This window comes from Streptomyces sp. NPDC000878 (assembly GCF_053599695.1).
In genome coordinates this window covers 23,066-45,101 of the sequence record NZ_JBSFMT010000039.1, presented here as the reverse complement: position 1 = coordinate 45,101, position 22,036 = coordinate 23,066, and the positions used below count along the sequence as shown (strand labels likewise).

Genomic DNA, 22,036 nt, shown 5'->3' with positions numbered 1-22,036 from the left:
AAACCTCGTACTCCTCGGTATGTCTCGACTTAGAGTTCGACGCGGGACCGCCTTCCCGAACCGCTCGGAGTTGCCCCCATGAACCCTCGTAGTAACAGTTCGCTTCCCAGGACGGGCCGTTCGGCCTATGGGATGGCGACGGCTGCCGTGCTGCTGCTCATACCCGTGATCGTGGTGGTCGGAGGTGACGAGGTTCAGGACTTCCTGAACTTCGGTGCCGGCGTGCTGTCACTGGTCGCCCTCACCTCCGCGGTGATCTGGGGCCTGGTCGCCACCGACCGGGTGTTCCTGAACACCCGTCAGCGGTTGATCGCGCAGGCCGTGCACCGGACGACCGCCGTTGCCTCGGTCGCCTTCCTGCTGCTGCACATCTCGGTCAAAGTGGCACTCGACCACGCCCCGCTGGTCGCCGCGCTGATCCCGTTCAGCCTCGGCGTCACCGGCACCGGGAGCCTCATCGGCTTCGGGTCCCTGGCCGGCCTGCTCATGATCTTCACGGCCGTCACCGGCGCGCTGCGCAGCCAGTTCGCCTCCCCGGCCCCGGTCGCGGCCCGCTGGCGCGCGATGCACATGCTGGCGTACCCGGCCTGGTGCTTCGCGCTGGTCCACGGCCTGTACGCGGGACGCGAGGCGAAGCCGATCTTCACGATCCTGTACGGCCTGTCCCTGCTCGCGGTCATGGGCGCCCTGGCCCTGCGCTCGGCACCCCGCCCGTTCAAGCGCAAGGTGGCCGCCCAGATCATGGCGATCCTGGGGTCCCAGGAGCGGCCGGGCCGCGAGGACCTGGACGCGAGCCGGGCCCGCCTCGGCGAGTCCGCTCTGCCGGGCTACGAGAACCAGGGCGGCGGCAGGCCCGCGCGCGGGGACTCGGGGGTGCCCCCGCAGCGCAACCCGTCCACCGGATCGACGCCGCTCTACGACGCTCCGGCCAGCCGCACCATGACACCCGAACCCGCGAACGACGGCTTCGCGGCGGCCTACCGCGCCGTGACGCCCCCGCGCGGGCAGGACGCGTACATGGACCAGACCGCCCGCATGGAGATGCCGGCGGACATGCAGGCCACCGAGGCGATCCCGCGCATGGACGGCAGCACGTCGGGCAGCTGGCCGATCCCGTCCCCGCCGCCCGTCGGCGAGGCCCCCGTGTCGGCGTACGACCCGATGAACGACACCGGATACAACATCCCGGCCTATGGCAATCCGGGCGCCGCCCCGTACGGCACGAGTGATGTGTACAACACCGGTGAGTCGAATGCCGCCTATGACACGTACAACGCGAATGACACGTACAACAGCGGTCCCGCCACTGATACAAACCCCGGTGCTTCCTACGACTTCGACGCACCGGGTTCGGGCGAACCTTGGAACGCGCCTTCCGGAGGCTTTAAGTGAACGAGGCTCTGCCCGACGTACCCGAAGTCCGTGTGGTCGGACTTCCCCAGCTCACGTCGGGTTTCGACCTTGTCGAGAGACTTGACCTGCCCATGCACCTCAAGGTGCATGGGCCACTCGAACCGATGGGCGGCGAGCAGCTCGCGCAGCTCGCCGAGCGCATCTCCCTGAAGGGCCGCGGCGGCGCGGGCTTCCCTTTTCACAAGAAGCTGCGGTCGGTCGCCGAGTCGGCGATCCGCCGCGGTGTGCGGCCGGTCGTCGTCGTCAACGCGAGTGAGGACGAGCCCGCCTGCCGCAAGGACACGGTGCTGGTCAACCGTGCCCCGCACCTGATCCTGGACGGCGCCCTGCTCTGTGCGGAGGCCATGGGCGCCCGCACCCTGGTCATCGGGGTGACACGTGAATCCACCCAGCGCTCCATGGAGGCGGCGCTCGCCGAGCGCGGCCTCAACAACGGCCGCCGATCCGCCCTCCGCGCGCGCGTGCAGCGCAATCCGATCCGCATGGTCACCGGCGCCGCCGCCTCACTGATCCGTTCCATCGACGGCGGCCCGGCGGTCCCGCCCGGCCGCAAGATCAGCGCCTCGCAGAGCGGCGTCGGCGGCGCACCCACCCTGCTGTCCAACGCCGAGACGTACGCCCAGCTCGCGATCGCCGCCCGCATCGGCGCCGAGCGCTACTGCAACACCGGCCTGTACGACGAGCCGGGCACCGTCATGCTCACGGTCTCCGGCGCGGTCGCCCGCCCCATGGTGATCGAGGTGCCGACGGGCGTACCGCTGCGGTACGTCCTCCAGCTCGCCGGCGCCCCGCCGGTCCCGCAGGGTGTGCTGACCGGCGGCTACCACGGCAAGTGGATCGACGCGGCGACGGTCAATGAGGCGATCGTCTCGCGCAACTCCCTGGACGCCGTGGGCGGTGCGCTCGGCGCCGGCGCGATCCTGCCGATCAGCCAGGACACCTGTCCGCTGGGCGAGTCGCTGCGCGTGGCCCAGTGGCTGGCCGAGGAGAGCGCCGGCCAGTGCGGCCCCTGCTACCTCGGTCTGCCCGCCGCGGCGCGCGGCATGGAGGACATCCTCAACGGCGGCGGCCCGGCCGCCCTGGAGGCCGTCAAGCAGGTCGCCAAGTCCGTGAAGCGGCGCGGTGCTTGCTCGCACCCGGACGGCTCGGCGATGTTCCTGGAATCGACCATCAAGGCGTTCACTGACGACCTCGCCGCCCACGTCCTCGGAAACGGCTGCGGAAGGCCCGTAGAAGGCGTTCTGCCGCTCTTCGAGGGCGGCCAGGGGCCCACGGGCATCACCGGCGGCCAGGCCGAGGAGGAGAACGGCCCCAGCCGTCAGAAGATCTTCGTCGACTGGACGCTGTGCCGGGGCCACGGTCTGTGCGCCGACATCCTCCCGGAGGTCTTCGAACTGGGCGCCGACGGCTTCCCCACCGTCGCGCAGGCGAAGGTGCCCCGGTACGCGGAGGCGAAGGCGCTGCGCGCGGTGCGCCGCTGCCCGGCGCTCGCGCTGCGCATCGAGGAGGACACCAGGGCCTCGGCCCCCGACCGCCTGCCGGTCCTGTCCCAGCGTGGCGGCCGGGGCCGCCGCGCCCTCGGCAGCGGTCGCTGAGACACGTAGCGCGTACGACGGCGGGCCACCCTTGGAACGGGTGGCCCGCCGTCGTACGTCCCCCGCGCGCACCATGCCTCGCACACGCCGAAGGCGGGCCATCCTGATCGGATGACCCGCCTTCAACTTCTGTGGAGCTAAGGAGAATTGAACTCCTGACCTCCTGCATGCCATGCAGGCGCTCTACCAACTGAGCTATAGCCCCTCGCACCGCTCCGCCGGGTCTCCCCGGCGGCGACGCCAACATTACCGGTCCCCCCGGTGCAGCACCAAATCGTTTCCGGGGTCAGGCCGTGACGAACGAGTAGAACCGCTTGAGGGTGCAGTGCTCCTCCAGGAGCCGACCGTAGATCGGCTCGCCCTCCAGCTCACGGTAGGTCTCGATCGGGTCGCCTTTTATGATCAGCGCCCGCGCGCATTCCTCGCACCAGTACTGGTAGTCGTGGTTCACCGGCTCCATGTCACGGACGATCGGCGTACCACTGCCGCACCAGTCGCATTTCCTCCTGTGTGCACCCATCGATCAGCTCCAGCTGTGGCCGCAGGCCGTGCACACGTAGGAAATCCCACCGTTGTCACCGAGCACCTGGGCGACGTGGCCGGAACCGCAGGAAGGGCAGCTGAGACGGGTTCTCCTGCCCCGTATGACTGCCGCTTCAGAGAGGTGACCGACCTCCCTGAGGATGCTCGCAGGCATCGCAACTCCCTCCCGTCGGGCCGCGCCCCCTTCCGGCCGTTTGATTCTGCCACGGCCGGACCAATACGGTCAGCGACGCCTTCGTACCAGTCCGGACACGGCACCCGCCGCAGCCGTCGCGGCCAGCACGAACGCGCACTTAAGAAGAGCCTCCGCAGAGGTATACGCCTCCGGGCCCCAAGTGACTCAAGCCGGGGCGAACGAAAAATCCCGCCCCCCGGGAGGGGGCGGGACCTTGATCAACCAGCCATCTACTGTGGAGCTAAGGAGAATTGAACTCCTGACCTCCTGCATGCCATGCAGGCGCTCTACCAACTGAGCTATAGCCCCGCTGCTCTTCCCGGCCTGGCGGGGCGAACAAGAAGAACTTTAGCCTGCGACCAGCCGGAAAGTGAAATCCGGGTCCGGCCCCCGACGGGGTGCGGGAAGGGCGCTCAGTCGTCGTCGCCGAGCACCGGCTCGGGCAGTGTGCCGGCGTTGTGCTCCAGCAGACGCCAGCCGCGGGCGCCCTCGCCGAGGACGGACCAGCAGCAGTTGGAGAGACCGCCGAGGCTCTCCCAATGGTGGGACTCCAGGCCGAGCAGGCGCCCAATGGTGGTCCGGATGGTGCCGCCGTGGCTGACCACCACAAGGGTGCCCTGCTCGGGCAGTTTCTCGGCGTGCCGCAGCACCACGGGGGCGGCGCGGTCGGCGACCTCGGTCTCCAGCTCACCGCCGCCACGGCGGATCGGCTCACCGCGCTTCCACGCGGCGTACTCGTCGCCGTGGCGGGAGATGATCTCGTCGTGCGTCAGGCCCTGCCAGACGCCCGCGTAGGTCTCGCGCAGGCCCTCGTCGTGCGTCACCGTGAGGCCGGTGAGTTCGGCGAGTTCGCCCGCGGTGTTCGCCGCGCGCCGGAGGTCCGAGGCGACGATCGCGTCGGGCTTCAGGGAGGCGAGCAGCCGGGCGGCGCGGCGGGCCTGGCCGATGCCGGTCTCGGTGAGCGGGACGTCCGTGGTGCCCTGGAAGCGCCGCTCCACGTTCCACGACGTCTGACCGTGGCGCCACAGGATGAGGCGGCGGCCAGGGCCGGGCTTGCGGCGGGTCCCGATGGGCGCGGGGGCGGTCACCGCAGCCCTCCGAAGTCGGCGGTGTCCTCCTCGGCCTGCAGCTTGGCGTGCTCGGCGGCCTTGCCCCGGGTGGCCTTCGCGTCGGCGGGCAGCTCCAGTTCGGGGCAGTCCTTCCAGAGGCGCTCCAGGGCGTAGAAGACGCGCTCCTCGCTGTGCTGGACGTGGACGACGATGTCGACGTAGTCCAGGAGCACCCAGCGGGCCTCGCGGTCGCCCTCGCGGCGGACCGGCTTGGTGCCGAGTTCCTTGCTGAGCCGCTCCTCGATCTCGTCGACGATCGACTTGACCTGACGGTCGTTGGGTGCGGAGGCCAGCAGGAAGGCGTCCGTGATCGACAGCACGTCGCTGACGTCGTAGGCGATGATGTCGTGCGCGAGCTTGTCGGCTGCCGCCTGCGCGGCGGCGGTGATGAGCTCGATGGAACGGTCAGTGGCGGTCACTACAAGGCTTTCGGTCGGCGGTCAGGGACCCGTACGGGTCCCCCAAGGGTCTCACGGACCGCCGACACCACCCCACGTCATTACCGGATCGCACCCCGGGCGCCCGCTCGGGGCCCGGGGTACGCGCTCCGCCGCCCCGTCACGTCGAGGGCTCGTAGTCCTGGCCGAGGATCACGGAGACGTCCGCGTTCGAGCCGACCGTGCCCTTCTTCACCGAGCTGGTGGGCAGACCCAGCGTCTTGGCGGCCTCGGTGGCGTTCTCCTTGTCGGCGGCGTCGGAGTAGAGGACCTGGGAGGTGGCGCGGGCGGTGTCGGCCGTACCGGCCTCCAGGAAGGTGAAGCCGCCGTTGAGGAGGACGACTCGGGCCTTCTCGGTGTCGTCCTTGTCGCCGGTGGCGTTCTGGACGGAGACGCGGACCGCGGCGTCCTTGTCGGGGCTCTTGGCGGTACCGCCGAGCACCGTTTTGACGACGGAGGCGCTGGCCTGGGCGCTCAGCGTGCCGTCGCCCTGGACGGGCAGCAGCGAGGTCTTGTAGTCGCCGCCCTTGGCGAGTTCGGCGAGCCGCGCGAGGAAGCTGCCGAGGTCCTTGTCGGTGAGCGAGGGGTCGAGGATCTGGGCCAGCGTCTGCACGGTGACGGTCGCGGCCTGGGCGTCGGAGGACAGCTTGCGCAGCACGCCCTGCATGACCTGCCCGAACCGCTCCAGCTGGGCGTCCTGGGCCTCGCCCGAGGCGAGGTAGGTGGCGTAGGCGACGGCCATCTTGCCGCTGAGGGTCTGGTCCTCGCCCTTCTTCACCAGGGGCGCCGTGCCCTTCTTCGTGGCGTCCGGGTCGGGCACGTTCGCGTTGGTGTCGATGTCGATGTTGCCGACCAGCTCGACGAGGTTCTGCAGGTAGGGGGTGTCGAGCCGCCAGGTGCCCTCGATGTCGGTGCCGAGGACGGTGTCGAGCGCGTCGCGGGTCCCGGAGGAGCCGTCGTCGTCGACGGACTTGGCGAGGGTGGTCGTGGAGCCGTCGTCGCCGGTCAGGGCGAGGGAGTTGGGCAGCAGGACGGTGGTGCCCTGCTTGGTGGTGGCGTTGTCGACGAGCAGCACCGTGGAGGTGCCGCCCTTCTTGGTGTTGTGCAGATGGACCACGACGACGTCCCGCTTCTGGGCCGCCGCGCTGGTCGCACCGCCGGCCTTCGTGTCCGAGGAGGAGGACGCGCCGGGCAGCTTCCCCGCGTACCAGAGGTAGCCGGCCCCGCCCACCGCCACCAGGGCGAGGACGACGACCAGGGCGATGGCACGGCCCCGCGCGCGGCGTTTGGCCTCCTCGCGGCGCTCGGTGCGGTTCTCGGTGAAGTTCAGCCAGTCGATGACGTCCTCGGAGTCACCGTCGGGCTGCTCGACGAAGGCGAACTGCTGGGTGCTGTAGTCGCGTTCGCCTGCGGGCTCCTGCGCCTTCGGAGCACCGCCCTCGGGGGGCGGCCCGCCCTGCTGCGGTACGAAGGCGGTCTGCTCGGCCTGCGCGGTGCGTGCCGTCGGGGCGGCGGGCGCCGTCTGCTCGGCGACCCGGGGCTGCTGCCCACTGCTCGCCGGCTGCCCGTAGGGGTCGTACCCGGTGGCCGGGTTGCCGGTGCCGTAGGGGTCGTACGAGGGGGCGGGCTGCTGCTGCCCGGTCGCGTACGGGTCGTAGCCGTACCCCTCGTACCCCTGGGCCGGAGGTGCCTGGGGGGCCTGCTGCCCGTAAGGGTCGTACGACTGCTGCCCTGGCTGTGACTGTTGCGGGTACCCCTGCTGCGGCACCGGCTGGTACACAGGCCGGCCGTAGTCGTCGTAGCCGACGATCTCGTACTGCTGCTCGCCGTCGTACCCCGAGTCGTATCGGTCGTTCACCGGTGCCCCTCTCGGCTCACTCGCCGCGGTACAGCTCGCGCTTGTCGATGTAGCGCACCACACCGTCCGGCACCAGATACCAGACCGGGTCGCCCTTGGCGACCCTCGCACGGCAGTCTGTGGACGAGATGGCCAGAGCGGGAACCTCGACCAGCGAGACACCGCCCTCCGGGAGCCCGGGGTCGGTCAGGGTGTGACCGGGCCGGGTGACCCCGATGAAGTGCGCGAGGGAGAACAGTTCCTCGGCATCGCGCCAGGTGAGGATCTGGCCGAGCGCGTCGGCGCCCGTGATGAAGAACAGGTCCGTGTCGGGATTGAGCGCGCGCAGGTCGCGCAGGGTGTCCGTGGTGTACGTCGGGCCACCGCGGTCGATGTCGATGCGGCTGACCGAGAACTGGGGGTTCTCGGCGGTCGCGATGACCGTCATCAGATAGCGGTCCTCGGCCGGCGACACACTGCGGTCGGTCTTCTGCCACGGCTGTCCGGTCGGTACGAACATCACCTCGTCGAGGTGGAACTGCGCGGCGACCTCGCTGGCCGCCACGAGGTGCCCGTGGTGGATCGGGTCGAATGTGCCGCCCATGACGCCGATGCGGCGCTTGCCCGGGTTCGACCGGCCGGTAGGCATGTCCTGCTCTCCCATGCCTGCAGACCCTACCGGCCCTGCCTGAGGGGACCGGACTCAGCGGTCACGGTTGAAACGGGTGGTGATCCACAGCAGGAGCATCAGGATGAAGAAGGCGCCGCCACCGGTGAGGTAGGGGCTGAGGCTCTCGTGGTTGCCGCCGTGCTCCTCGCCCTCGGCGGCAAGGGTGACCAACTGGGCTGCGGTGCTGTGGAGGCTCATCTTCGGCAGGACCTATCCGGTGTGGGCGGAATAAAGACGTCGGCTCATGGTAAGCGTGCCCGTGGACGGCGATCACGGCGACTCCGCCGACGAGTACGGGGAGGGGCCGCGGAAGAGCGGTCGCGGGGAACTTCCGGCCCGTCTCAGTCGTCCTTCTGCTTGTACCCCCGCAGCAGGAACCACGCGGTCAGGATGCAGCCGAAGAACATCACGATCAGCACGACCCGGAGCAGATCGCCGGATCCCTGTCTCTCGGCGGCTTTCGCGGCCTCGGTGATCCAGTCGGTTGCGGGGGTGTGGTCCATCGGATCCATCGGATCGCTCCTTACGGTGTGCTGCCCCGCCACGGTATCTCCGCCTAGGCTGGGCCCCGCTCCGGGGGGCGCATAAGGGCAATCAGACGCATGGGGGAACACATGTCCGACGACAGCCACGAGAGCAACGGGCACGGGCCGGAAGACGGGCCGGACGCCCACGAGAACGTGCCGAGCAGGCAGCGCACCCTCTTCCCGGGTATCTCCTCGCGGGCGTACGAGCACCCGGCCGACCGCTCCGCCCTGGTCGCCCTGCGCAAGCTCAGCGGGTTCGACACGGTCTTCAAGGCGCTCAGCGGGCTGCTCCCCGAGCGCAGTCTGCGGCTGCTGTTCCTGTCCGACTCCGTGCGGGTCTCGGACCAGCAGTTCGCCCACCTCAACGCCATGCTGCGGGACGCCTGCCAGATCCTGGACCTGGAGAAGGTCCCGCCGATGTACGTCAACCAGGACCCCCAGCCCAACGCGATGTGCATCGGCCTGGACGAGCCGATCATCGTCGTCACCACCGGCCTCGTCGAGCTGCTCGACGAGGAGGAGATGCGGGCCGTCGTCGGACACGAGGTCGGACACGCCCTCTCCGGCCACTCCGTCTACCGGACCATCCTTCTCTTCCTGACCAACCTGGCCCTCCGCGTCGCGTGGATCCCGCTCGGCAACATCGCGATCATGGCGATCGTCACCGCCCTGCGCGAGTGGTTCCGCAAGTCGGAGCTGTCCGCCGACCGCGCGGGACTGCTCGTCGGCCAGGACCTCAAGGCCTCGATGCGCGGCCTGATGAAGATCGCCGGCGGCAACCACCTGCACGAGATGAACGTGGACGCGTTCCTCGCCCAGGCCGAGGAGTACGAGGCGGGGGGCGACCTGCGCGACTCCGTACTGAAGATCCTGAACGTCCTGCCCCGCACCCACCCCTTCACCACCGTGCGCGCCGCCGAGCTGAAGAAGTGGGCCGAGTCCCGCGACTTCCAGCGGATCATGGACGGCCACTACCCGCGCCGCACCGAGGACAAGGACACCTCGGTCTCCGGTTCCTTCCGCGAGTCGGCGTCGAGCTACGCGACCAACGTCAAGAACTCCAAGGACCCCCTGATGAAGCTGGTCACGGACATCGCGGGCGGAGCGGGCGACCTGGGCGGCCGAGTCCGACGCGGCTTCGGCAACGCGCCGCGAGACACATCCCCGGACGCCTGATCCCACCCAGGGGCGCGGGGCTGTGTCGATTTGCGGCTCCGCCGCGTGGGCGCGACAAGCCCCCACCGGACCCGCACCCGCCAACGCACCCTCCCTCACACCTTCGGCTGCGCCCCCGCCGCCAACGACCCGCACAGCGCTGTCGTGCCACCCGTGGCAAACGGATCCGTACCGGCGGGGCCACCCGCCTTCGCGGTCTGGCCGGCCAGCAGCGGCCTCAGGTAACCGACGGAGTCCTCCGCACAGGACAGGGGGCCGGCCTGGACGTACGAGACGACCAGGCGGGCCTGGTGCATCCGCAGGTCGTCACGGTCGAAGCTGAAGTGCAGCTCGCGCCGGACGGTGAACAGGGACGCCTTCGCCTTGTCGTCGGCGCCCGTCGGCCGCAGCGCGTACACGAAGGTGTGGTCGGCGACGACCTCCAGGGTCGCCGAGTCGGCCTCGGTGGCCGTCAGGGTGCCCCGGACGCGGATCTTGTCGTCGGCGAGCCGGGCGCGGGAGGGGTCGAAGCGGACCAGCCATCCGGTGGGCGCGTGCCTGCCGTCGGCGGCCGGGTGGTCGAAGCTCTGGTCGAACTGGTCGAGCTGGTCGGGATCGAGCATCACCCGCACGGCACGGACCTCGCCGCCGGTGAGCACCTCCGGATAGAGCGCGGACTCGACTATGTAGTCCTTGGCGGTGGTCAGGGCGCTGACGACCTGGCTGTCCGAGAAGTGCGCGGTGCTCCGGGTGGCGGGGAGCGCGATGCCCTCGGCGCCTATCCCGAACTGGGCCGCCGGACTGTGCGCGAACAGTTGTTCGGGGTCGACCGCGCCGGGCACGGCACCCTGCGGCGCGAGCGGGATGACGGTCATCCGCAGCGGCTCGGGAGACAGCTCGGCGACCGGGCTCTGGTACGGGTTGCGTATGCCCATGTAGATGGCGGTGCCGAAGGCGACGGCGATCAGCACGACGAGGATCAGCGCCTGCCGGGACAGCCCCCGGTGCAGCGGCTGGCGACGGCGTACGGCGGGTGAGTGGTCGTCCAGGCGCTCCTGCGCGGAGAACTCCTGGAGCCGGGCAGCACGGACGAACGATTCGTCGAAGACGACGGATCGGTACTCGTCCTCGCCGCCACCAGGGGTGGCCTCGGGTGTCCCCTCAGGTGGGTCTCCTGGTCCGCCCATACTTTCAGAGTAGGTCGCGGGAAGCCCCGGTAAACGCCCTCCCGCACGACAAGTTCTGACAGGTTCTCACCAGGAAGAAACAGGGCGCGGACAGGTTTGGGTCAAGGAGTGCGCGGGATCGCCGAGACAGCCGGCTGGGAGTAGTCGGCGGAGGCCGAAGGAGTCGTTCCGCTTCCCTGCTCAAGGCCGGTGGAGGCGGGCGGCGGCACCTGATCCTGGCGACCGGACGACGCGCCCCGGTAGACCGCCGTGAAGGCCAGCGCGACCATGCCGACCCCCATCACGAGGGCGAGCATCCAGGCGACGGGACGGTGCCAGCGGGAGACCTGCTTGCCGTGCGTGCCCGGAGCGCCGTAGCGGCCCTCCAGGATCTCGGCGTCGTCCAGATCGTCGAGATCCGGATCGTGGCCGAAATAGGCGGGGTCGTCCGGGCCGAAGCCGTCCTCGTAGCGCTCGTCGTCGCCTCGTGGGCCTCTGGTGTGCGCCCGGCGGGCCTCGGCCTCGGAGGCCTCCGCTCTCGCCTGCGCGGCGGCCAGGAGGCGATCGACGGCGGTCGGCTCGTGCACCACGGCCGCCTGTACGAAGGCCTCGTCAAAGACCACGGAGGCGAACTCTTCGTCCGACACCCCGCGGTCGTGGTCGTCGTCGGGCTCCCAGCCGTCAGGGAAGAACGGCGTGCCCCCCACGTCCTCCGGCACGGATCCAGAGTAGACCGGGGGTGTCATTTTGGGCAGACGGTCGGGAAATTCAGCTACTGGATGAGACGCGTTTCATGCGCCGCCCGGCACGCGGAGCCGCGACCACCCAGGTCTGCCTCGGGGCGTGCACGCCGGTCACACCCGCCGACCTGCTTTTCTGCTGGGGGTCCGGGGGTCGCCCCCCGGGAAGATGCAGCATGCGCCGCCGACCGCCCCGGGGTACTGCGATCCGCCGGGGGCGCTGCGCCGGTCGTACGCCGGGCGCCCGGCGTACGACCCGTGATCATGCCCCTCAGCGGCGGATTCAGCGGCGGATATGCCCGTCGCCCGTGACGATGTACTTGGTGCTGGTCAGCTCCGGCAGGCCCATCGGGCCGCGCGCGTGCAGTTTCTGCGTCGAGATGCCGATCTCGGCGCCGAAGCCGAACTGGCCGCCGTCGGTGAACCGTGTGGAGGCGTTGACGGCGACCGTGGTCGAGTCGACGAGCTGGGTGAAGCGGCGGGCGGCCTGCTGCGAGGTCGTCACGATCGCCTCCGTGTGCCCGGAGGTCCACAGCCTGATGTGCTCGACGGCCTTGTCGAGGGAGTCGACCACGGCGGCGGCGATGTCGTAGGACAGGTACTCGGTGTCCCAGTCCTCCAGCGTGGCCTCGACGACGGTCGCCTTGGAGTCCTTCGCGTACGCCAGCACCCGCGGGTCGGCGTGCACGGTCACGCCGGCCTCGGCGAGGGCGTCCAGGGCGCGCGGCAGGAACTCGGGGGCGATGTCCTGGTGGACGAGGAGGGTCTCGGCGGAGTTGCAGACGCTGGGCCGCTGGGCCTTGGAGTTGATCAGGATGTCGACGGCCATGTCGAGGTCGGCCTGGGCGTCGACGTAGACGTGGCAGTTGCCGACGCCGGTCTCGATCACGGGGACCGTGGACTCGGTGACGACGGTCTGGATGAGGGAGGCGCCACCGCGCGGGATGAGGACGTCGACCAGGCCACGCGCGCGCATCAGCTCCCGTACGGACTCGCGGCCCTCGCCGGGCACGAGCTGGACGGCGTCGGCGGGCAGCCCGGCCCCGCCGACGGCGTCGCGCAGCACCCGTACGAGCGCGGTGTTCGACTCGTACGCCGAGGACGAACCGCGCAGCAGGACCGCGTTGCCGGACTTCAGGCAGAGGGCGGCGGCGTCGACCGTCACGTTCGGGCGGGCCTCGTAGATGATGCCGACGACGCCCAGGGGGACGCGGACCTGGCGCAGGTCGATGCCGTTGGGCAGGGTCGAGCCGCGGACGACCTCGCCGACCGGGTCGGGCAGCGCCACCACGTCCCGTACGTCGGAGGCGATCGCGCGCACCCGCTCCGGGGTGAGCGTCAGCCGGTCGATGACCGTCTCGCTGGTGCCGGCCTCGCGCGCGCGGGCGATGTCCTTGGCGTTGGCCTCGACGATTTCGCTCGTACGGACTTCCAGCGCGTCCGCGATGGCGAGCAGCGCGTCGTCCTTCTCGGCCCGCGGGAGGGGGGCGAGGTCGGCGGCGGCTGCCTTGGCGCGGTAGGCGGCCCGGGTGACCGGGGACATCGAGTCGTACGGCGAAAGCGTGGTCATGGGGGAAGCGTAGTGCGCCGGGCGGGACCGTCCACCGGCTATCCCAAACCCCGAGACAAGGCGCTCAGACCCCGCAAAAGGGGTGTCCCTGTAAAGGCCGGAAGGTCAGAAGGGGTGGACGCCCACGGGGGTCGCCGGCAGCGGGCCGTAGCCCTCGGCGATGCGGTGGTGGTAGGTCTCGCGGTCGATGACCTCCAGGCCGACGATCTCCCAGGGCGGCAGCTGCGCGGTCTGGCGGTGCTCGCCCCACAGCCGCAGGGCGACGGCCGCGGCGTCGTGCAGATCGCGGGCCTCCTCCCAGTAGCGGATCTCCGCGTGGTCGTTGGCGTAGCGGCTGGTCAGCAGAAAGGGGTGGTCGTGGGCGAGCTGTTCCAGGCCTCGCCTGACCTCCTTGAGCGGAGCCTCGGCGCCGGAGACGCTGAGCGTGACATGCCACAGCCGGGGCACGTCCTTCGGCTCCTCGTACGCCTCCTCGTAGCGGACGCCGGCCACGACACTGGTCAGGGCGCGCTCCTCGCCCACCTTGCGGGAGGCGGTTCCACCGCGGGACGCCGCCGCCCCAGGGCGCACTCGTCTCACGACGGCCTCCTTTACCCGATGGTCGTGCGGAATCTCCCTGAAACAGAGAGAAGCAGGTACGCACGCTTCATGGGGCGCTTTTGCGGAACGTCCACCTCACGGCGGGCGGATTTGCGGGGCGTTCCCCCTGTTTTCGGCCTTTGCGGGACGGGAGTAAAGAGAGGTTTTACGGAGTCCGGGGAATCCCGTTAAGGGGACCTACGGGTTCAGGACGACCAGGTCGTCCCGGTGGACGACCTCGCGCTCGTACGCGGGGCCCAGTTCGCGGGCCAGTTCGCGGGTCGAGCGGCCGATCAGCTGGGGGATCTCCTTGGCGTCGAAGTTGACGAGTCCGCGTGCGACCGCGTGGCCCGCGCTGTCGCGCAGTTCGACCGGGTCGCCCGCGACGAACTCTCCCTCGACGGCGGCGATACCGGCCGGCAGCAGCGACTTGCGGCCCTGGACGACCGCGCGCACGGCGCCGTCGTCGAGGGTGAGCGAGCCCTGTGGGGTGGAGGCGTGCTGGAGCCAGAGCAGGCGGTCGGCGGAGCGCCTGCCGGTGGGGTGGAAGTAGGTGCCGGTGTCCCGGCCCGCGAGGGCGTCGGCGGCGTGGATCGCGCTGGTGAGGACCACCGGGATACCGGCGGCGGCGGCGATCCGGGCGGCCTCGACCTTGGTGACCATGCCGCCGGTGCCGACACCGGCCTTGCCCGCGCTGCCGATGTCGACGTGGGCGAGGTCGGCCGGGCCGCGCACCTCGGCGATCCGGGACGTACCGGGCCTGCTGGGGTCGCCGTCGTACACGCCGTCGATGTCGGACAGCAGGACCAGGAGGTCGGCGCGTACGAGGTGGGCGACGAGGGCGGCGAGGCGGTCGTTGTCGCCGAAGCGGATCTCGTCCGTGGCGACGGTGTCGTTCTCGTTGACGACCGGGAGGGCGCCCATCGCGAGGAGCTTGTCGAGGGTCCGGGAGGCGTTGCGGTGGTGGGCGCGGCGGCTGGTGTCGTCGGAGGTGAGGAGCACCTGGCCGACGCGGATGCCGTGGCGGGCGCAGGAGGCGGTGTAGCGGGCGACGAGGAGGCCCTGGCCGACGCTGGCGGCGGCCTGCTGGCGGGCCAGGTCCTTGGGGCGGCGGCGCAGGCCGAGGGGGGCCAGGCCTGCGGCGATGGCGCCTGAGGAGACGAGAACGATCTCCTTCTCGCCGCCGCTGCGGCTCTTGGCGAGGACGTCGACGAGCGCGTCGACCCGGTCGGCGTCGAGGCCGCCGGCCGCCGTGGTCAGCGACGAGGAACCCACTTTGACGACAATCCTGTGGGCCTCTGCGACGGCCTGCCTTGCCCCTGCCACCTGCGTGCTGTCCCTTCGGGTCGGCCGGCCCGGACTGGCCGGCTGCGCTGAGCGGCAAACTTACGCGAAGGGGGCAGGCGGCTGCGCGGTGGTCCAGTACGCGGACGCGGGGATCTCGCCCGGGCCGCCCGGCCGGTTCAGTCGCGTCCGCGCTGTTTGGCCAGCCGGGCGGCCCAGCCCGCGATGACGGCGACGCCGGCGAACACCGCGCTCCACAACCAGCTCCTCGGCGGTTCGCTGTGCCGGTTCGCCAGCCACAGGAGCACGGTGCCGGCCGCCCAGGCACAGATCCACAGCAGGCCTTCGAACCACACGGGCAGTGCGTCGGACACCGGGGGCGCGGTACCTGCGGGCGGGAACCCTCCCGCCCGCAGGTACTCGGTCTGACGCCAGCGTTCGACCCGGAGGAGCAGCCACAGGAACACCCCGAAGCCCAGTCCCACCAGCACGGCCTGGAACATACGCTCCGTATCGCTGAAGCCGGACAGGGCCCAGGCGAACAGCAGCCCGTTGACGACACCGACGACGATCCCCGTGCCCACGGGATGCCGGGCCACGAAGACCTGCGCGCGGGGCGGCGGCACGGACCCGCCGAAGCGATGGTCGAGTTTCAGAAACGCCCGTTTCAGCGCGTCCACCGTCCGCCCTCTTCCCTGTCGATTGCCCGGCTGCCGCACATCCTGTACTACCCGCCGTTGGCGAGCCCCCAGAGTTCGTTGTTGCTCATACGGCGCATGCGCAGCGGAGCCGCGTACTTCTCCGCGCCGAAGGTCAACACCGTGAGGGCGGCAGCCGATCCGCCCGCCCACAGGTAGCCGTTGACCGTCTTGTCCTCCTCATCGGACAAGCCGTAACTGACGCCTCCGGAGATCGCCGAGCCTGCGATCAGGCACCCTGCGATAAGAAGCCCGCCGGAGAGGAAGGTGCACCCGATACCGAAGGCCACGCCGAGCACCGGACCGGCCAGATCCTTGGCCCCACCCCAGAACTTGTCCCAGCCGCTCTCCTCCTCCAGCTTGTCCTTGTAGGTCTTTTTCACCTCCTTCATGCAGTCCTTGCCGGAGGCCTTCCGGACGCCGAAGCAGCCGTAGAAGGAACCGGCGGCCTCCTGCAGTTCCTTCAGTTCCTTGTCGTTGCCCATGGCCTCGATCCAGGCTTGCGCCTCCCCCTTGACCATGAAGCGGCTGCCCTGGTAACCGAGGTCGTTCTTCAGCCAGTTGTAGACCTCCGGGCGCAGCTTGGTGCGCTCCACGGGGACTCCGGCGTTGATGGCGACGATCGAACCGTCACCGAACGCCGTGCCCGTCGTGTGGTCGGTCCTGCCGGTCTTCCGGTTGTAGCCGACCGAGTCCTGCGTCGCCTTGTCGCAGTTCTCCAGGGCGTACCGGCAGGAGTTCGGCCGGGAGCCGATCTCCAGGCCGCTCGGGTCGCTGAAGGCGATGGGGTTGTTGGCCGCGTAGCTGTAGGCGTTGGCCTCCTGCGGGGAGTACGGCTTGTTGATCTCGTCCGGGCTCAGGAAGCGGGCCAGACCCGGGTCGTACATGCGCGCACCCAGCATCGACAGCCCGGTGGAGTCGTCCTCGACCTGACCGACGTAGCCGCGGTCCACCGTGGTCGGCAGGTTGGCCGTGGTGCCCCGCTGCTTGCCGAACGGTGTGTAGCGGCGGCGGACCACGGTTCCGCCCACGGCCGCGACCATGAGCTGGGTGGAGGCCTGGCCGTCGCCGAGGAGCCAGGTCAGCTTTCCGTTGGTGGGGCTGTCGGCGGTGCTGTCGGCGGTGCGGACGGCGATGCTGGTGCCGTCGGCCGAGTAGTGGCGGCTGGCCTGGGCGGCGGTGCTGCCCGCCTTGTGGATCTCGTGCCCGTCGACGTAGAGCACCTTCTCCGTGGGCGCGTTGCGCAGCAGCACGTTGCCACCCGCGTCATAGACGTACGACGTGGTGTTGGCGCCGGTCTTCACCGAGGCGACGCGGTGCAGTGGCGACCAGGCGATCGTCGACGCGACTCCGCCGACCGTGCGGGACGTCATCTGGCCCGCGTTGTCGTAGCCGTAGCTGTCGCTGCTCGATCCGGTGACCACGCTGGTGACCGCGTGCGGGCGTGCGGTGTCCGCGGTGTATGTGGACTCGTCCGCGCTGTACCCGGGGTAGCGGTAGTCGCGGGTGGCCGCGGCCGTCGTCGACGAGGTCTTCTCCGTCAGCGACTGGAGGTTGCCCATCTTGTCGTAGGTGTACTGCTGTTGGTACGGGTCGGGCCCGGCGAAGTCCGAAGCCGGCGTCGTACCGCAGATGGTGGCCGCCTGGGTCCAGGCGCCGGTGAGTCTCCCGAGGTCGTCGTAGGTGTAGCACTGCTGCTGCCCGGCGACGTTCTCGCGCAGCGCGGTGATGTCACCGTTGTTGTTGCGGGTGTAGGTGTCGTCCTGGACCTTCGTCGACGTACCGCCCGTAAGGGTGCTGGTGATGACGTTCTTCAGCCAGCCCGTGCCGTTGGTGTCGTCGTAGGTGAGGGTGCGGGTCATGCTGGTGTCGGAGACGCCGAGGGAGTGGGAGAGAAGCCGTCCGTAGTCGTCGTAGCCGGCGCTGTTGAGGTAGGTGCCGAGACCGCTGGAGACCTTGGACAGGAGTCCCTGGCCCGAGTAGGTGTTGGTGACGGTCTCGGCGACCAGTCCGCCGATGGCCGGGTACTCGGTCGAGGTGATGTGGTCGGCCAGGTCGTAGCCGTACTTGAAGGTGTACGTGCCGTTCAGGCCCGCGCCGTCACCGGCGTTCGGGATGACGATGCTCTTCGCCGTTACCCTGCCCCGCGTGTCGTACCCACCGAGCTTGGTCGTGTACGCGTTGCCGGCGGCGTCGTACGAAGTGGCCGCCGTGACCTGGCCCTTGGCCCCGGTGACCGCGGTGCCGTTGTCGTTGTCGTACGCCGTCCTGGAGAGCACCGTGGTGCCCTGCGAGATGGTGGTCGGCCGCTGCAGGTTGTCGTAGGCGTAGGTCACGACAGTGTTGTTGGCGTCCTTGGTGGTGGCCACCAGTCCGTTGGCGTCGTAGGTGCTGGAGGAGGAACCGGAGTCGGAGTCCTCCACGGTCAGGCGGTCGCCCGCGAAGTTGTACGTGTAGTGGCTGGTGTTGCCTGCGGCGTCGTGGATGTACTTGAGGTATCCGCTGCGCGTGTATTCGTACGTCGTGGTGTTCGACTGCGCGCCCACGTGCTCGACGACCTTGGACGTCTGCCCGTAGACGTCGGTGTACCTGTCGACGGGCTGGCCGGTCGCCGGAGTGACCGTGACCAGGTCGGCTCCCCCGTAGCCCGTGACGACCTTGCCCGCCGCCTGCGGCGCGCCGTTGACCATGTACTGGCTCAGCGTGGTGCGGCCGGCCCAGTCCACCTGGAGGTCCGTGTAGGAAGGGATGGCGGTGTACGCCGGGTTGACGACCTTGGAGCCGGCGGCGGCGGAGTTGTAGAACAGCTGCGAGGTGCCCGCCACGTTCCCGGAGGAGTCGTAGCGCGTGACGCCGACCGTCATGCCGGTACCGGAGGGCGCCGGGACCTGGAGTTCCAGGGTCCGGCCCAGCCCGTCGGCCCAGCCGTACGAACTGGCGTACGTGGTACCGCTCTGCAGCACCTTGGTCGTGGCCCGGAGGGGCGCGCCCGTGGCCTGGTAGGGAACGGTGGCCGTCGCGCTCTGCATCGGCAGCAGATAGTCGAAGGTCATGGACGCCGTGCCGCCCGGATAGTTGGCGGACTCCGTCGGCTTGAACACCTTGGATGTCCGGCCCACCGCGTCGAAGGCGACCTGTGTGGTGTTGCCGTTGGCGTCGGTCGACTTCCAGACCTCGCCCCAGAAGCGGGAGAAGTACTCGGTGGAGGTCAGTGCGGTGCCCGGACCGGTTCCGTCCGGATCGGGTGAGGTGGTCACCACGCCGTTGACCGGCCAGGACGTGGCCGGGTCGTAGGCGACCGTGGTCGCGTTGGACTTCCCGTCGAGCGTCCTGGTCACCCGTCCGGCATCGTCGAAGGCCGCCCTCGTGACCCGGGCGTTCGCCGCGTCCGCGTCCGTGTACACGCGCACCTCGGTCGCGTTCCCGTCCACCAGCGCGGTGTTGTTGCCGTCCCACGTGGTCGCGCCGTCGTAGTAGGTGGCGGTACGCCGGTCCAGGTGGGCGTAGGGAGTCGTCCCGGCCTGGTCGGTGGCGACGGTCGTGCAGCCCACGTTGTAGTGCCGTTCGTCGTCCTGGTACACCATCCAACGGATGGTCCCGGTGTCGTCGTTCGGCATGTCCTCCGTGTTGTAGGCGCGGCCGTATTCCGTGCACTGGTTGTCGGAGATACCGCTTTCGCCCCAGTCGTCGACCCGCATCGGCAGCCCGAAGGTGGTGGAGGCGGCCTCGGTGTCGTCGAACTCCGTCTCGACGATGTGCTCACGCCAGGTCGTCAGATCGGTGTCGCTGGAGTCGTACACCTTGTCCAGCGTGCGCACCCTGTTCTCGCGGACGAAGCGGGCGTCGGGCAGGCCCGTGTACTGGGCGGTGTTGTGCGTCCAGTACGAGTGCCACACGCGCTTCTGCGATTCGCCTTCGCTGTCGCGCGCCGACGTCTGAAGGGTCCGGCCGGCCAGCCACATCGAGTCGGTGTACTCCGTGCCCTCGGAGTCCGTCACCTTGACGCTCCGCGTGGCACTCGCGTCCGTCTTCGAGGTGCGGTCGCCGTCCAGGCCCCGGTAGAACCAGTGGTACGTCGAGTGGAGGTTGGCGTTGGCTCCGGTGGTGACCAGCACCTTGCCGTAGCCGCGCCAGTCGGACCAGGTCTCGTCCTCGTCCTTGGCGAGGGGGCTGTTGGTGAACGCCCAGCCCGGGGCGCCGTCGTACTCGTACGTCGTCGTCATCGTCGGAGCGCCGTCGTCGTAGGTGCCCGGGTCGACCTGCACCTTGGTCACGACGAACTTCTTGAACCAGCCCGTACGCGCCTCGGTCTCACCCTCGGGCGTCCATTTCTGCCAGAAGCACTCGTAGTGGTTGTTCGCCTGCGAGGGCAGACTCGCGGCGTCGCACTGGCGGTCGATCGTGCCGCCGTCGTCCGTGGCGTGACCGTACGTCACGTCGATGGTCGAGCCCGTGTCGGTGACGACCTGGTCGACCTGGCGGAAGTTGAGGGCGCCGTCACCGACCAGGTTGTCCTGCCAGTGGCCGTCGAAGTTGATGGCGGGCAGGGTGATGTCGTCACCGGAGTAGCCGCGGCGCTGGATGTAGTCCAGCCAGAGCTGGCCGCCGATCTCGCCCTCCGGATTCACCATCGCGTACCGCATCTGGTACTGCATCACGTTGTCCCACTCGGCCGAGTCGTTGTCCCGGACCTGGGTCGTGATGTCCCAGAGCAGATCGCGCTGGAAGAACGTCGGGTAGTACGTCTTGCCCGCGCACGCGGAGTCGTCGGTGGAGCCGTCGCAGATCAGATCCGTCGGGACGTCCGGGTAGGACTCGGGCGAGGAGTCGATCGTGGGGCAACTCGCCGCCGTATTGTCCAGCGGGTTCGTCTCCACCAGGCGCTCCTTGCACCGGTTGAGGTGCTGGAGGACCACCCGGGCGGGCAGTTGGGCACCGGAGATCTGCGAGGACCAGCCGTACTCGATCCTCGTCAGATACGAACCGGCGTCGTACTTGCGGGCCTTGTCGGCGCCGGCGACCGAGCGGTAGTAGTTGGTCTCCTTGTCGTAGAAGTACGAGGTCTCCACCTCGTTCGGGTCCACGACACGGTCGAGGTTCCACTTCCAGGCCTGGTTGCAGTACGTGGGCTGTCCGCCGTCGTAGCAGGGCTCCCCGGCGTCGTCGCCGATCACGGGCACACTCAGCACCGAGTGCGTGGCGCTCGTGTTGCGCTCGGAGCGGCCCCAGCCGAAGTAGTAGCGGGTGCCGTCCTGCTTGGTGATGACCCAGAACTCGTCGGTGTTGTCAGGGTTGTTGGGGCTGCCCTTGAGATGCTGGATCTTCCAGCCCTTGTCGTCCTTCATGTGGAAGGAGCCGGTGCCCGTGTCGTCCTGGATCAGCTCGGAGCTCTCGCCGCCCAGGGTGATCTGGTAGACGGCGCCGTTGGGATCAGCGGTGGAGTTGGGCGAGTCCCAGCACAGGTCGCCCCACTGCTGGTTCTGGTCCGGGCCGTGGCCGTCCTCGATGCAGTTCTTGTACTTGCGCTCGATGTGGCCGACGTTGAGGTCCCAGCCCATGCCGACCCAGGAGGCCTGGTTGTTCGACGCGGACGTACGGCCGTCGATGGACTGGGAGTTGTAGCCCAGGGCCAGTTCCGGAGCGGTGCCGACGGGCGGCTTGGGCACGTCGATCGGCACGTTGTAGGTGAAGGCCCCGGAGCCGAGGGAGACGTTCCACTTGCCCGACTGATTGGTGGGGGTGGCCCGGTAGTCGCCCTGGTCCGAGGAGGAACCGGCGGCCAGCGCGTAGGTGACCGTCTCCGCGGCGGCCAACGTGCTCGTGGCGGCCGGCGTGGCCTCGACCGTTGCGGTCAGGGTCTGCTGCTCGGTGTCGTTCCGCGAGGCGACGAGCGTGCCCTGGCGGCAGGACGGTACGTCCGGGGTGGTGGCGGCACAGGCGGGCAGTCGTACGAGGTGCAGCCGGCCTGCGAAGTCACCCCCGTAGGCATGTGCGAAACCCGAGTAGTCGATGCCGACCTCGACCGGCCCCGCGGTCGCGGTGGCGTCGGCGCGACGGACGCGCAGACCGAGTCCGACACCGCCGAACTCCTGCACCGCCGCCCGGTCCAGCACCTCGACCGAGACCCGGTCAGGGCGGGCGGACCCGGCGCGGGAACGGTCCGTGCCCGTGCTCTTCGCGGCCCGCACGGTCACGGCGGCGGACCCTGCGCCCGTCGGCCCGGCGGCTCTGGGCTCGGAGTTTGCGGCCGGAACGACCACGGTGGTCCGGCCGGCCGTCGGCCAGACGACCTCTGGTGTCTTCGTCGTGTCCGTCTCGGACCGCTGCGGCACCGATGCGCCCAGCGATCCGGCGGGTACGTCAGGCCGCTTGCCTGACGGCAGCGCCGACGCCATCGGCGCGAAGGACACCACGGCCAGCAGCCCGGCCAACAGCGCCTTGACAACAACCAGGGACAGTCTTCGTCCACCCAGTTCCACAGCTCACCCCCGTGAGACAGGCACACATGTGCCAATGTCAGATCCATGGACAAGTCCAT

Annotated in this window: 17 protein-coding genes and 2 tRNA genes; 3 read left to right on the top strand and 16 right to left on the bottom strand. The window is 69.7% G+C overall.

What is annotated here, in order from left to right; genetic code table 11:
• Positions 1 to 78 precede the first annotated feature (78 nt).
• The gene (locus ACWDR4_RS29515; RefSeq protein ID WP_450413139.1) at positions 79 to 1,392 is read left to right on the top strand and encodes a cytochrome b/b6 domain-containing protein; all 1,314 of its coding nucleotides are present in this window, start codon (positions 79 to 81) and stop codon (positions 1,390 to 1,392) included.
• Positions 1,389 to 3,008, top strand: coding sequence for an NADH-ubiquinone oxidoreductase-F iron-sulfur binding region domain-containing protein (locus tag ACWDR4_RS29510; RefSeq protein WP_450413138.1), 1,620 nt, complete (start codon positions 1,389 to 1,391; stop codon positions 3,006 to 3,008). The genes ACWDR4_RS29515 and ACWDR4_RS29510 overlap by 4 nt, the downstream gene beginning before the upstream one ends.
• A gap of 132 nt (positions 3,009 to 3,140) precedes the next feature.
• On the opposite strand, the gene ACWDR4_RS29505 is transcribed toward ACWDR4_RS29510, so the two are convergent.
• The 9 genes from ACWDR4_RS29505 to ACWDR4_RS29465 form a co-directional block, all read right to left on the bottom strand.
• A tRNA-Ala gene (locus tag ACWDR4_RS29505) sits at positions 3,141 to 3,213 on the bottom strand.
• Positions 3,214 to 3,294: 81 nt separating this feature from the next.
• Positions 3,295 to 3,528, bottom strand: coding sequence for a hypothetical protein (locus ACWDR4_RS29500; RefSeq protein WP_044472114.1), 234 nt, complete (start codon positions 3,526 to 3,528; stop codon positions 3,295 to 3,297).
• Positions 3,529 to 3,962: 434 nt separating this feature from the next.
• Positions 3,963 to 4,035 (bottom strand) — tRNA-Ala (locus tag ACWDR4_RS29495).
• 104 nt (positions 4,036 to 4,139) lie between these two features.
• A complete protein-coding gene (locus ACWDR4_RS29490) occupies positions 4,140 to 4,814 on the bottom strand; it encodes a histidine phosphatase family protein (protein ID WP_450413137.1) in 675 nt (224 codons plus the stop codon).
• Positions 4,811 to 5,254 carry a ribosome silencing factor gene (gene rsfS / locus ACWDR4_RS29485; RefSeq protein ID WP_369035937.1) on the bottom strand — a complete coding sequence of 148 codons (444 nt, stop codon included), beginning with the start codon at positions 5,252 to 5,254 and terminating at the stop codon, positions 4,811 to 4,813. Before rsfS ends, ACWDR4_RS29490 begins: the two co-directional genes overlap by 4 nt.
• Before the next feature lie 139 nt (positions 5,255 to 5,393).
• Positions 5,394 to 7,130: an LCP family protein gene (locus ACWDR4_RS29480; RefSeq protein WP_450413136.1), complete on the bottom strand. Its 1,737-nt coding sequence runs from the start codon at positions 7,128 to 7,130 to the stop codon at positions 5,394 to 5,396.
• 16 nt (positions 7,131 to 7,146) lie between these two features.
• A complete protein-coding gene (gene nadD / locus ACWDR4_RS29475) occupies positions 7,147 to 7,773 on the bottom strand; it encodes a nicotinate-nucleotide adenylyltransferase (protein WP_235479158.1) in 627 nt (208 codons plus the stop codon).
• A 39-nt stretch (positions 7,774 to 7,812) separates the two neighbouring features.
• On the bottom strand, positions 7,813 to 7,977 hold the full coding sequence (locus tag ACWDR4_RS29470; protein ID WP_389353372.1) for a hypothetical protein: 165 nt from the start codon (positions 7,975 to 7,977) through the stop codon (positions 7,813 to 7,815).
• A gap of 143 nt (positions 7,978 to 8,120) precedes the next feature.
• Complete coding sequence (locus tag ACWDR4_RS29465) at positions 8,121 to 8,291, bottom strand: hypothetical protein (RefSeq protein WP_389353943.1); 171 nt, start codon at positions 8,289 to 8,291, stop codon at positions 8,121 to 8,123.
• Positions 8,292 to 8,393: 102 nt separating this feature from the next.
• Here ACWDR4_RS29465 and ACWDR4_RS29460 point away from each other — a divergent pair, with 102 nt between their 5' ends.
• Positions 8,394 to 9,482, top strand: a complete 1,089-nt coding sequence (locus ACWDR4_RS29460; RefSeq protein WP_450413135.1) for a M48 family metallopeptidase — start codon at positions 8,394 to 8,396, stop codon at positions 9,480 to 9,482.
• A 95-nt stretch (positions 9,483 to 9,577) separates the two neighbouring features.
• Here the strand turns inward: ACWDR4_RS29460 and ACWDR4_RS29455 are convergent, their stop codons facing one another.
• From ACWDR4_RS29455 to ACWDR4_RS29425, 7 genes are all read right to left on the bottom strand, one after another.
• Complete coding sequence (locus tag ACWDR4_RS29455) at positions 9,578 to 10,648, bottom strand: SCO2583 family membrane protein (protein ID WP_450413134.1); 1,071 nt, start codon at positions 10,646 to 10,648, stop codon at positions 9,578 to 9,580.
• A gap of 101 nt (positions 10,649 to 10,749) precedes the next feature.
• On the bottom strand, positions 10,750 to 11,346 hold the full coding sequence (locus tag ACWDR4_RS29450; RefSeq protein WP_450413133.1) for an SCO2584 family spore wall biosynthesis protein: 597 nt from the start codon (positions 11,344 to 11,346) through the stop codon (positions 10,750 to 10,752).
• A 304-nt stretch (positions 11,347 to 11,650) separates the two neighbouring features.
• On the bottom strand, positions 11,651 to 12,937 hold the full coding sequence (locus ACWDR4_RS29445; RefSeq protein WP_450413132.1) for a glutamate-5-semialdehyde dehydrogenase: 1,287 nt from the start codon (positions 12,935 to 12,937) through the stop codon (positions 11,651 to 11,653).
• A 105-nt stretch (positions 12,938 to 13,042) separates the two neighbouring features.
• A complete protein-coding gene (locus ACWDR4_RS29440) occupies positions 13,043 to 13,507 on the bottom strand; it encodes a hypothetical protein (protein WP_450413181.1) in 465 nt (154 codons plus the stop codon).
• 207 nt (positions 13,508 to 13,714) lie between these two features.
• On the bottom strand, positions 13,715 to 14,842 hold the full coding sequence (proB, locus tag ACWDR4_RS29435; RefSeq protein WP_450413131.1) for a glutamate 5-kinase: 1,128 nt from the start codon (positions 14,840 to 14,842) through the stop codon (positions 13,715 to 13,717).
• A 137-nt stretch (positions 14,843 to 14,979) separates the two neighbouring features.
• Complete coding sequence (locus ACWDR4_RS29430) at positions 14,980 to 15,480, bottom strand: hypothetical protein (protein ID WP_450413130.1); 501 nt, start codon at positions 15,478 to 15,480, stop codon at positions 14,980 to 14,982.
• A gap of 47 nt (positions 15,481 to 15,527) precedes the next feature.
• Positions 15,528 to 21,977: an RHS repeat-associated core domain-containing protein gene (locus tag ACWDR4_RS29425; protein WP_450413129.1), complete on the bottom strand. Its 6,450-nt coding sequence runs from the start codon at positions 21,975 to 21,977 to the stop codon at positions 15,528 to 15,530.
• Positions 21,978 to 22,036: the final 59 nt, after the last annotated feature.